Genomic DNA, 12,088 nt, shown 5'->3' with positions numbered 1-12,088 from the left:
GAGTGGAGACAACTCCGGCGGTCCTTCGCGTCGCTCTTGCGCACCCCGCGCAATCCGATCCCGGTGAGGCCGAGTTGGTGGATCAAGACAAGCTCCTCGACTATCTCAAGCGCGTCACCGCGGATCTGCACCAGACCCGCGAACGTCTGCGCAAGGCCGAGTCCGCGGACCGGGAGCCGATCGCCATCGTCGCGATGAGCTGCCGCTACCCCGGTGGCGTACGGACCCCGGACGACCTGTGGCGGCTGGTCAACACCGGCACGGACGCGATCGGCCGACCGCCGGGTGACCGTGGCTGGGACCTCGACGACGCCTACGACCCGGACCCGGAGCACCTCGACGGGTACGCCTCCGAGGGCGGCTTCCTGGCCGGTGCCGGTCAGTTCGACGCGGCGTTCTTCGACGTCAGCCCGCGCGAGGCACTGTCGATGGACCCGCAGCAGCGGCAGGTGCTCGAAGCCTCCTGGGAGGTGCTCGAACGTGCCGGGGTGGACCCGACCACGCTTCGCGGCAGCCGTACCGGTGTCTTCATCGGGTCGAACACCCAGGACTACGTACGGCTCATCGGCGGCACCGTGCAGGCCGCCGAGGGCTTCCTGATCACCGGAACCACCGCGGCCGTCCTCTCCGGTCGGGTCTCCTACACCCTCGGGCTGGAAGGCCCGGCGATCACCATCGACACCGCCTGCTCGTCGTCGCTGGTCGCCATCCACCTGGCCGCCCAGGCGTTGCGGACCGACGAGTGCACGATGGCGCTCGCCGGCGGGGTCACCGTGATGGCCACCCCCAGCGCGTTCACCGAGTTCAGCCGGCAGCGCGGGTTGGCCACCGACGGCCGGTGCAAGGCGTTCTCCGCCGAGGCCGACGGCATCGGGCTCTCCGAGGGCGTCGGCCTGGTGCTGCTGGAACGGCTCTCCCGGGCGCAACGGCTCGGCCACCCGATCCTCGGTGTGATCCGGGGGAGTGCGGTCAACCAGGACGGTGCCAGCAACGGCATCGCCGCCCCGAACGGCCCCTCCCAGCAGCGGGTCATCCGGCAGGCGCTGGCCGACGCCGGGCTGTCGGTCGACGACGTGGAGCTGATCGAGGCACACGGCACCGGCACCCGCCTCGGCGACCCGATCGAGGCCCAGGCCCTGCTCGCCACGTACGGGCAGGACCGCACCAGCGGCCGTCCGGCCCGGCTCGGATCGATCAAGTCGAACATCGGTCACACCCAGGCCGCCGCCGGTGTCGCCGGGGTGATGAAGGCCGTACTGGCGATGCGGCACGAGACCATGCCCAAGTCGCTGCACCTCGACCAGCCCAGCCCACACGTCGACTGGGCGGCCGGCGACGTCGAACTGCTCACCGAGGCCCACCCCTGGCCCCGCCGGGACACCCCGCGCCGGGTCGGTGTCTCGTCGTTCGGCGTCAGCGGCACCAACGCCCACATCGTCATCGAGGAGCCACCGGCGCCTGTCGAGGCGGAGTCGGGCGCGCGCTGCCCGGCGCCCGTACCGGTGGTGCTCTCCGCCCGCGACGGCGCCGCCCTGCGCGCGCAGGCACAGCAGCTCTACACCTTCGTCGGCGACCGGCCACAGATGCGGGTCGCCGACCTGGGCTGGGCGCTGGCGACCGGTCGGGCCGCGCTGGAGCATCGCGCGGTGGTGTTCGCCGACGACCAGGGGACCCTCCAGCGCGGCCTGGCCGCCCTCGCCGTGGGTGAACCCGACCCCGGTCTGGTCACCGGCGAGCCGACCGTCGGCAAGCTCGCCTTCCTCTTCACCGGTCAGGGCGCGCAGCGGCTCGCCATGGGCCGGCAGCTCGCCGAGCGGTTCCCCCGGTACGCCGAGGCGTTCGACACCGTCGCCGCCGCCGTCGACCGCCACCTCGTACGGGAGCCCGGGGACCTGTCGCTGCGGGCCCTGCTCGACAGCGACCTGCTGCACCAGACCGGCTACGCCCAGCCGGCCCTGTTCGCGGTCGAGGTCGCCCTGCTGGAGACCGTACGCGGACTCGGCCTGGAGCCGGAGATCGTCGCCGGTCACTCGGTGGGCGAGATCGCCGCCGCGTACGCCGCCGGGGTGTTCTCCCTGGACGCCGCCGCCGCGCTGGTCGTCGCGCGCGGCCGGCTGATGCAGGCGTTGCCGCCTGGCGGCACCATGCTCGCCGTCCAGGCCACGGAGGACGCCGTCCGCGAGGCCGTCCCGGACGACCTCGACATCGCCGCGGTGAACGGCCCGACCTCGGTTGTGCTCTCCGGCCCGGAGGCCGCGATCGACCTGTTCGCGGCCAAGGCCGCCACGGCCGGTTGGAAGACCAGCCGGCTGCGGGTCAGCCACGCGTTCCACTCCCGGCTGATGGAGCCGATGCTCGCGGAGTTCGGCGCGGTGGTCGACTCGCTCGACCTCGCCGAGCCGGCCCTGGCCGCAGTCTCCACCGTGACCGGTCGCCCGGTCGCGGTCGGGCAGTGGAGCGACCCGAAGTACTGGGTCGACCAGGTGCGCCAGCCGGTACGGTTCGCCGACGCCGTACGCGCCCTGTCCGACCTCGGCGCGGGCCGCTACCTGGAGTTGGGCCCCGACACGGTGCTCGCCGGGATGGCCGCGGAGAGCCTGCCGACCGCACCGGTCTGCGTCGGTACGCTGCGTCGCGACCGCGACGAGGTGGGCACGTTCCTCGCCGCGCTCGCCCGGATCCACGGCGCCGGCTCCACCGTGGACTGGTCGACGCTCTACCCGGCCCGTCCCGCCGAGCGGCTGGACCTGCCCACCTACCCGTTCCAGCACCAGATGTACTGGCCGTCCCCGGCGGACCTGGTCACCGTGGACGCCGCCGGTCTGGGGCTCGCCGCGACCGACCACCCGCTGCTCGGCGCGGTGCTCTCCCTGGCCGACGGCGACGGCACCGTCCTCACCGGGCGGCTCGCCGTACAGACCCACCCGTGGCTGGCCGACCACGCGATTCTCGGCACCGCCGTGCTGCCCGGTACGGCGATGGTGGAGCTGGCGCTGCGGGCCGGCGAGCAGGTCGGTACGCCGGTGCTGGAGGAGCTGACCGTCCAGGCCCCGCTCACCGTCGCCGAGTCCGGGGGAGTCGCCCTTCAGGTGGTGACGGGTCCGGCCGACGAAAGCGGACGGCGTCCGGTCAGTGTCCACTCGCGGCGCGAGGACGCGCTGCCGGACGAGGCGTGGACCGCCCACGCCAGCGGATACCTCGCGCGTACCGGCCCGCAGGTCCAGGTGGCGGAGCTGACCGTCTGGCCGCCGACCGGCGCCACACCGCTGGCGGTCGACGGGTTCTACGAGCGGCTCTCCGGCGCCGGCTTCGGCTACGGGCCGACGTTCCGGGGCCTCACCGCCGCCTGGCAGCAGGGCGAGGAGATCTACGCCGAGGTCACGCTGCCGGAGTCCGAGACCGCTCAGGCCGGCCGGTTCCAACTTCACCCGGCCCTGCTGGACGCCGCGCTGCACGGCGTGGCGCTCGCCGGGGCGGGCACCGACAACTCGGCCCGGATGGCGTTCGCCTTCACCGACGTCACCGTGTACGCCGTCGGCGCCACCACGCTGCGCGTCCGGCTCACCCCGTCCGGCACCGACCGGGTCGCGCTGCTCGCCGCAGACGGTGCCGGCGCCCCGGTGGTCACGATCGGCGCACTGGTCATGCGACCGGTCACCAGCGCCCAGGTCGAGGCAGGGGAGAGCCAGGCGCCGCGCTCGCTGTTCGGGGTCGACTGGGTCGAACGCCCGCTGGACGCCGTCGCCGTCCCGGACGACTGGGCCGCGATCGGCACCGTACGCGACACCGGAATCCCCCTGGTCGACCTGGACTCCCTGGTCGAGGCGCCGCCGGTGCTGCTGCTGGACTGCCCGCCGGAGACCGTCGACCCGGCCGACGACCCGATCGGGCTGGCCCCCCGGGTGCACGCCGCCACCTCCCGGGTGCTGGCGGCGATCCAGCGTTGGATCGGCGACGAACGGCTCAGCGAGACGACGTTGGTCGTCACCACCACCGGGGCGGTCGCCGGTGGCCCCGGCGAGGAGCCGACCGACCTCGCGCACGCCGCGGTCTGGGGCCTGGTCCGCTCGGCCCAGTCGGAGTACCCGGCCCGCATCGTCCTGGCCGACGTGGACGGGACCCCGGCCTCCTGGGCCGCGCTTCCCGCGCTGGTCGCCGCCGGAGACACCGCGCAGGCGCTGGTCCGCGCCGGCTCGGTCGCCGCGCCCCGGCTGACCCGGGTGGTCAGCGACCCGGCGATGACCCCGCCGGACTCGGGGACCTGGCGGTTGGAGAGCACCACCGGCGGGACGCTGGACCAGCTCCGGCTGGCCGCGTACCCGGCGGCCGAGGGCCCGCTGGAGCCCGGCATGGTACGTGTCGCCGTCCGCGCCGCCGGCCTGAACTTCCGCGACGTGCTGATCGCGCTCGGCGTCTACCCCAGCGACAACCCCCTGGACATGGGGAGCGAGGGTGCCGGCGTGGTCCTGGCGGTCGGCCCCGACGTGTCGCACCTCGCCGTCGGCGACCGGGTGATGGGCGCGTTCGCCGGCGGCTTCGGCCCGGTCGCGGTCACCGACGGCCGGCTGCTGGTCCCGATCCCGTCCGGCTGGACGTTCGCCGAGGCCGCCGCCGTACCGATGGCCTTCCTCACCGCCTACTACGCGCTGGTCGAGCTGGCCGGGGTACGCCCCGGCGAGACCGTGCTGGTGCACGCGGGAGCCGGTGGCGTCGGCACCGCCGCCATCCAGATCGCCCGGCACCTGGGCGCCCGGGTGCTGGCCACCGCCAGCCCGGCCAAGTGGGACGCCCTGCGCGCACTCGGCCTCCCCGACCGGGACATCGCCTCCTCCCGTACCACCGAGTTCGCCGAGGCGTTCACCCGCGCCACCGACGGCCGGGGCGTCGACGTCGTGCTCAACTCGCTCGCCAACGAGCTGATCGACGCGTCACTGACGCTGCTGCCCGGCGGCGGGCGGTTCCTGGAGATGGGCAAGACCGACCTGCGCGACCCGGCCCGGCTCGCCGCCGACCACCCCGGTGTCGCGTACCGGCCGTTCGACCTCTTCGAAGCCGGCCCGGACCGGATCCGCGCCATGCTCACCGAGATCCTCGCGCTGTTCGAGGCCGGCGAACTGCGCCTGCCACCGGTGCGGGCCTGGGACATCCGGCACGCGCGGGACGCCTTCCGCTTCGTCAGCCAGGCCAAACACGTCGGCAAGAACGTGCTGGTGATGCCCCGCCCGGACCGGGAGACCGGCACCACGGTCGTCACCGGCGCCACCGGCACGCTCGGCAGCCTGCTCGTCCGGCACCTCGTGCACACCCGGGGCGTACGCGACCTGCTGCTGCTCAGCCGTACCGGCACCGACGCGGCCGGCGCCAGCGAGCTGTGGTCCGAGCTGACCGAGGCCGGCGCCCGGGTCCGGCTGGTCCGTTGTGACGTAGCCGACCGCGACGATCTCGACCGGGTGCTCGACGGCGTGGACGTCCGCGCGGTCGTGCATGTCGCCGGTGTCCTGGACGACACCGTGCTCACCGGCCTGACCCCGGACCGGCTCGGCGCGGTGCTGCGGGCCAAGGTGGACGCGGTGGTCAACCTGCACGAGGCCACCGTGGGCGACAACCTCGACTCGTTTGTGCTCTACTCCTCGGCCGCCGGGCTGCTCGGCACCCCCGGCCAGGGCAACTACGCCGCGGCGAACGCGTTCCTGGACGCGTTCGCCGCCGCCCGCCGCCGTCGCGGCCTGCCCGGCACCTCGTTGGCCTGGGGCGCCTGGGACACCGCCGCCGGCATGGCGGGGAACCTGTCGGAGGTCGACCGTCGGCGGCTGGCCCGTGGCGGCATCGCCGCACTGTCGCTGCCGGAGGCCCTGGGCCTGTTCGACGCCGCCCTGCTGGCCGAACGGCCGCTGCTGGTGCCGATCCGGCTCGACCACACCGTGTTGCGCGCCCGACAGGGCGACGCCGGCCTGCCGCCGATGCTGCGCGCCCTGGTCCGCGAGCCCGCCCGCCGGGCGGCCACCGGCGCGACCGCCACCTCGCTGCTCCAGCGGCTGGCCGACCTCGGCCCGGCCGACCAGGACCGGCTCCTGCTCGACCTGGTACGCACCCAGGTCGCCGCGGTGCTCGGCCACGCCTCGGCCGACACCGTTCCGGCCGCCCGGGCGTTCAACGAACTCGGCTTCGACTCGCTGACCGCGGTCGAGCTGCGCAACCGACTCAACGCCGCCACCACCCTGCGGTTGCCCGCGACGCTCACCTTCGACTACCCGACCCCGCAGGCGCTCGCCGTCTTCCTACGCGGCGAACTCGTCGGCGCGCTGGCCGAACAGGCCGTGCCGACCGCGCCGCTGCGCTCCACCGCCACCGATCTCGACGACCCGATCGTCATCGTGGGCCTCGGCTGTCGCTACCCCGGTGGGGTGAGCACCCCGGAGGAGTTCTGGCGGCTGCTCGCCGACGGCCGCGACGGTGTCTCCGGATTCCCCGACGACCGTGGCTGGGACCTCGACGCGCTCTACCACCCCGACCCCGACCACCCCGGCACCTCGTACGTGAAGGAGGGCGGCTTCCTCACCGGAGCCAGCCACTTCGACGCCGGGTTCTTCGGGATCAGCCCGCGCGAGGCGGTGACCATGGACCCCCAGCAGCGGCTGCTGTTGGAGACCTCGTGGGAGGCGATGGAGCGCGCCGGCATCGACCCGACCACCCTGCGCGGCAGCCGTACCGGTGTGTTCGCGGGAGTCCTCTACAGCGACTACGCCACCGCGTTGCGGCAGGGCAGCACCGGCGCCGAGGGCTACGCCGGCGCGGCCAGTGCCGGCAGCCTGGTCTCCGGCCGGGTCTCCTACACCTTCGGGTTCGAGGGTCCGGCGATCACCGTCGACACCGCCTGCTCCTCCTCCCTGGTCGCCATGCACCTGGCCGCGCAGGCGCTGCGCTCCGGCGAGTGTGACCTGGCGCTGGCCGGCGGTGTCACCGTGATGGCCACCGCGGGCGCCTTCGTCGAGTTCAGCCGCCAGCGCGGGTTGGCCGCCGACGGCCGCTGCAAGGCGTTCTCCGCCGCCGGGGATGGCACCGGCTGGGGTGAGGGCGCCGGGGTGGTGCTGCTCGAACGGCTCTCCGACGCCCGGCGTGCCGGTCACCCGGTGCTCGCCGTGGTACGCGGCAGCGCGGTCAACCAGGACGGTGCGAGCAACGGCATCACCGCCCCGAACGGCCCCTCCCAGCAGCGGGTGATCCGGCAGGCGCTGGCCTCCGCCGGGCTCGCCCCGACCGCCGTCGACGCGGTCGAGGCGCACGGCACCGGCACCTCGCTCGGCGACCCGATCGAGGCCCAGGCACTGCTGGCCACCTACGGCCAGGACCGGACCGGCGCGCCGCTCTGGCTCGGCTCGGTCAAGTCGAACCTCGGCCACACCCAGGCGGCGGCCGGCGTCGCCGGCATCATCAAGATGGTGCTGGCCATGCGGTACGGCGTGCTGCCGCGCACCCTGCACGTCGACCAGCCCTCCCCGCAGGTCGACTGGGCCGCCGGTGCGGTGAAACTGCTGACCGAGGCGCACCCGTGGCGGTCCTCGGCCCACCCCCGCCGGGCCGGTGTCTCGTCGTTCGGCATCAGTGGCACCAACGCCCACGTCATCCTCGAGGAACCGCCCGCCGCCGACGCGGTGGCGGAGCCGGTGGACGGCAACCCGCTGCCGGTCGTGCCCCTGGTGCTCTCCGGACACGACGCCGCCGGCCTCGCCGGACAGGCCGACCGGCTGCTGGACTTCCTGGACACCCGCCCGACCGTCCGACCGCTGGACCTCGGCCGGTCGCTGGCGGCGCGGGCCGCGCTGCCGCACCGCGCCGTGGTGCTGGCCCGCACCGGCGACCAGACCGTGGCGGACCTGCTCGACCTGGCCGAGGGCGTGACCGGCGGCGGCATCGCCACCGACGGTCGCCTGGCGATGGTCTTCACCGGGCAGGGCGCCCAGCGGGTCGGCATGGGCCGCGAACTGTACGACACGTTCCCGGCGTACGCGGCCGCGTTCAACGAGGTCTGCGCGGCCCTGGAACTGCCGCTGCGCGACGTTCTCGACGACCAGGAGCGGCTGGACCAGACCGGCTGGGCGCAGCCGGCGATCTTCGCGGTCGAGGTGGCCCTGCTGGCCCTGCTGCGCTCCTGGGGCGTCAGCCCGGAGGTGGTGGCGGGCCACTCGATCGGCGAGATCACCGCCGCGTACGCCGCCGGGGTGTTCTCCCTGGAGGACGCGGCCACGCTGGTCGCCGCGCGCGGCAGGCTGATGCAGGCCCTGCCGCCGGGCGGGGCGATGCTGGCGGTACGGGCGTCCGAGGCGGACGTACGCGCCGCCTTCCCGGATCTCGACCTGGCCGCGGTCAACGGCCCGGATTCGGTCGTGGTGTCGGGGCTCGAAGCGGACATCGAGCGGGTCGCCGAGCACGGCTGGAAGACGTCGCGGCTGCGGACGAGTCACGCGTTCCACTCCCGACTGATGGAACCGATGCTGGCCGAGTTCGCCGACGTCGTACGCGGCCTGCGGATGCGCCAAGCACGGCTGCGCGCGGTCTCGACCGTGACCGGGGCCGAGGTCGCGGCCGGCGAGTGGGCCGATCCGGAGTACTGGGTCGACCAGGTACGACGGCCGGTGCGGTTCGCCGACGCCATGGCCACCCTCGACGCCGACCGGATGCTGGAGGTCGGCCCGGACGCCGTTCTCACCGCGCTGGTCCAGGACGCCCACCCCGACCGGACGGCGGTCGCGGTGCTGCGCCGCGACCGCGAGGAGACCGCCTCGCTCTTCACCGCACTCGGTGAGCTGTTCACGGTCGGCGTGCCGGTCGACTGGTCGGCGGTCTTCGCCGGCACCGGCGCGACCTGGCTCGAACTGCCCACCTACGCCTTCCGGCAGGACTCCCACTGGCCCCGCCCGCGACCCGGGCGGCACCTGACCGACCCCGCCGGCCTCGGTCTGGTCGGCACCGGCCACGCCCTGCTCGGCGCCTCGGTCGAACTGCCCGACTCGCCGGCCACGGTGCTCACCGGTTGGCTCTCGGTCGCCACCCACCCGTGGCTGGCCGACCACGTCGTACTCGACCGGATCGTGGTGCCCGGCACGGCGCTGGTCGAGATGGTCCTGGCGGCCGGTGACCGGGCGGGTACGCCGGAGCTGGAGGAACTGCTGCTGGAGAGCCCGCTGACCCTGCCGCCCGATGGCGGGGTCCAGGTTCGGGTCACGGTCGCGGCAGCCGAGGACGGCGGCCGGCGTGCCGTGTCGGTGCACGCTCGCCCCGACGAGGCCGAGCCCTGGATCCGCCACGCCACGGGTGCGCTCACCGCCCAGCACACCGGGCCGGCCGACGGTGGGATGGTCGTCTGGCCGCCGGCCGGGGCCGAACCGGTGTCGCTGACCGACTTCTACCCGGCGCTCGCCACCACCGGGATGTCCTACGGACCCGCCTTCCAGGGGCTGCGTCAGGTCTGGCGGCGCGGCGACGAGGTCTTCGCCGAGGTCGGCACCGACGAGGTCAGCGCCGGGTACGCGCTGCACCCGGCCCTGTTCGACGCGGCCCTGCACGCGGTCGGCGCCGGTGGCCTGCTCCCCGAGCACGGCGTCCGGCTGCCGTTCGCGTTCACCGGTGTGCGGATCGCCGGTGAGGCAGGGCCGACCCTGCGGGCCCGGCTCACCGCCGGTACGGCCCCGGACAGCGTCCGGGTGCTGCTGGCCGACGGATCCGGCCTGCCGGTGGCCGAGGTCGAAGGGATGACCCTGCGACCGGTCTCCGGGGCGCAGCTCTCGACGGCCGAACGACTGCTCTACGGCGTCGAGTGGGTGCCGGAGGAGTCGGTGGAGTCCACCGGACCCCACGTCGCGATCCCGCTCGGCGCCCCGCTGCCGGCCCCCACCGGTGTGCTGGTCGTCGACGCGTCCGCCCCCGGTACGGCGGACGAACGGGCCACCGCGCTGCTCACCCTGTTGCAGGACTGGCTCGACGACCCGGCCTGGGTCGACTCGCGCCTGGTCGTACGCACCTTCGGCGCGGTGGGCGAACGGGTCACCGACCCGGACGGTGCCGCACTGTGGGGGCTGGTGCGGTCCGCGCAGGCCGAGCGACCCGACCGGATCCACCTGCTCGACGCCGCCGGGACGGTTGTCCTACCGGTGTCGGAGGCCCTGGTCCGCGACGGGGTCGTGCGGGTGCCGAGGCTGGCCCGGATCCAGGCGACGGCCGGCGCGGTGGACCTCGCCAACGGGCTGGTGCTGGTCACCGGCGCCACCGGCACCCTCGGGCGGCTGCTCGCCCGGCATCTCGTACGGGCACACGGCGTACGCGATCTGCTCCTGCTCTCCCGGTCCGGAGCACCGGTCGACCTCGACCTTGACCTCGACGGCGTGCGGGTGCGTTCGGTCGCGTGCGACCTGGCCGACGCCGACGCGGTGGCCGCCGTGCTGCGGGACGAGCCGGTGACGGCGGTCGTCCACGCGGCCGGTGTACTGGACGACGCCCTCCTGGCCGACCTCACCCCGCAGCGGCTGCGTACGGTGTTCCGGGCCAAGGTGGACGCCGCGGTCAACCTGCGTGCCGCCACGGCCCACCGGCCGCTCGACGCGTTTGTGCTGTACTCGTCGGCGGCGGGACTGTTCGGCAACGCCGGCCAGGCGAACTACGCCGCCGCCAACGCCTTCCTCGACGCGTACGCCACGCAACTGCGCGCGGAGGGCGTACCGGCGACCTCGCTCGCCTGGGGCCTCTGGGACGCGGGCATGGGTGGCGGGCTCAGCGACGCCGAACGGTCCCGAGCCCAGCAGGCCGGAATCGTGCCGCTCACCTCCGAGCAGGGGCTGGCCGCGTTCGACCTCGCGATGGCCGCCGACCGTGCCACCGTCGTGCCGCTCGGCCTCGACCTCGCCGCACTGCGGGCCCGGGGCGGCGTGCCGCCGCTGCTGCGCGGGCTGGTCCCGGCACCGGGGCGCCGCGCGGCCGGCTCGGCGGACGGCGCGTTCGCCGCACGCCTGGTCGGGCTGCCGGACGCCGAACGCGACCGGATCGTCCTCGACCTGGTCCGCACCCACGTGGCGACGGTCCTCGGCCACCCCGACGGGTCGGCCGTCGCCGCCGACCTGCCCTTCCGCGAGCTGGGCTTCGACTCGCTCACCGCGGTCGAGCTGCGCAACCGGTTGGCGACGGTCACCGGTCTACGACTGCCCTCCACGCTCGTCTTCGACTACCCGAACGTCGCCGTGCTCGCCGCGTACCTGGTCGGAGAGCTTGCCGGTGCGGCCGCCCCGGCGACCCCGGTGGTGACCGCCGCCGTCGTCTCCGACGAGCCGATCGCGATCGTCGGCATGGCCTGCCGCTACCCGGGCGGTGTCGCCTCCCCGGACGACCTGTGGGAGCTGGTCGCCGGTGGTCGCGACGGGGTCGGCTTCTTCCCCGAGGACCGGGGCTGGGACGTGGAGAATCTCTACCACCCCGACCCGGACCACCCCGGCACCTCCTACACCCGCGAGGGCGGTTTCCTCTACCAGGCCGGTGACTTCGACCCGGCCGCGTTCGGGATCTCCCCGCGTGAGGCGTTGGCGATGGACCCGCAGCACCGGCTGCTGCTCGAATCGTCCTGGGAGGCGTTCGAACGCGCCGGGGTGGACCCGTTCGGGCTGCGTGGTTCGCGTACCGGTGTCTTTGTGGGGGTCATGTACAACGACTACTCGATGGCGCTCGGCGCCTCGGACGACAGCGCCGAGGGTTTCATGGGTACCGGCGGCAGTATCGCGTCCGGTCGGGTGTCGTACACGTTCGGTCTGGAGGGGCCGGCGGTGACGGTGGACACGGCGTGTTCGTCGTCGTTGGTGGCGTTGCACCTCGCGGTGCAGGCGTTGCGTAGTGGTGAGTGTGACGCGGCTCTTGCCGGTGGTGTGACGGTGATGGCGACGCCGAACACGTTCGTCGGTTTCTCGCGGCAGCGTGGGTTGGCGGCCGACGGTCGGTGTAAGTCGTTTGCCGAGGGTGCGGATGGTACGGGTTGGTCCGAGGGTGTCGGGATGTTGCTGGTGGAGCGGTTGTCCGACGCTGAGCGTCTTGGGCATCCGGTGTTGGCGGT

1 protein-coding gene is annotated in these 12,088 nt (G+C 74.3%); it reads left to right on the top strand.

What is annotated here, in order from left to right:
• Positions 1 to 74: 74 nt before the first annotated feature.
• Positions 75 to 12,088, top strand: a 12,014-nt coding sequence (locus ACI2K4_RS35755; protein WP_404517583.1) for an SDR family NAD(P)-dependent oxidoreductase, incomplete at its 3' end; no start/stop codon positions are given.

Source organism: Micromonospora sp. NPDC050397, from assembly GCF_044901685.1.
Lineage (GTDB): Bacteria > Actinomycetota > Actinomycetes > Mycobacteriales > Micromonosporaceae > Micromonospora_G.
Note: the sequence above shows the minus strand (reverse complement) of the source record. Positions and strands in the feature narration are given on the sequence as shown.